Origin of the sequence: Microbacterium sp. CCH5-D1 (assembly GCF_001557335.1) — a bacterium.
GTDB lineage: Bacteria > Actinomycetota > Actinomycetes > Actinomycetales > Microbacteriaceae > Microbacterium > Microbacterium oxydans.
In genome coordinates, this window is sequence record NZ_LSJW01000276.1 from 1 (window position 1) to 378 (window position 378).

The window sequence follows — 378 nt, forward strand, 5'->3', positions numbered from 1 at the left end:
CCGCCGCCCGCTGGCTGCCCCGCCACAACCCCCGCCACATCGACGAGACCCTCGCGCTCGCCGCACGCCACGGCATCACCCTGATCGACCCGGCCACCATCCCCGGCCTCAGCGACCTCGGCGACGCCGCCCCGCACGTCATCTGGGCGCGCGGCACCCTCACCCCGCTCACCCGCAACCTGACCGACCGGATCAGCCTGATCGGAGCGCGCGCCGCCACCACCTACGGCGAGCACGTCACCGCCGAGATCGCCGCCGACCTCGCAGGCCGCGGCATCGTCATCGTCAGCGGCGCCGCCTACGGCATCGACGGCGCCGCACACCGCGCCGCGCTCGGCGATCCGGGCGATCAGGTCGCTGTGACCGGCCGGGTAGGGG

1 protein-coding gene is annotated in these 378 nt (G+C 75.7%); it reads left to right on the forward strand.

The window, feature by feature from the left end:
• Positions 1 to 378, forward strand: a 378-nt coding sequence (locus AX744_RS16530) for a DNA-processing protein DprA (RefSeq protein ID WP_197429266.1), incomplete at both ends; no start/stop codon positions are given.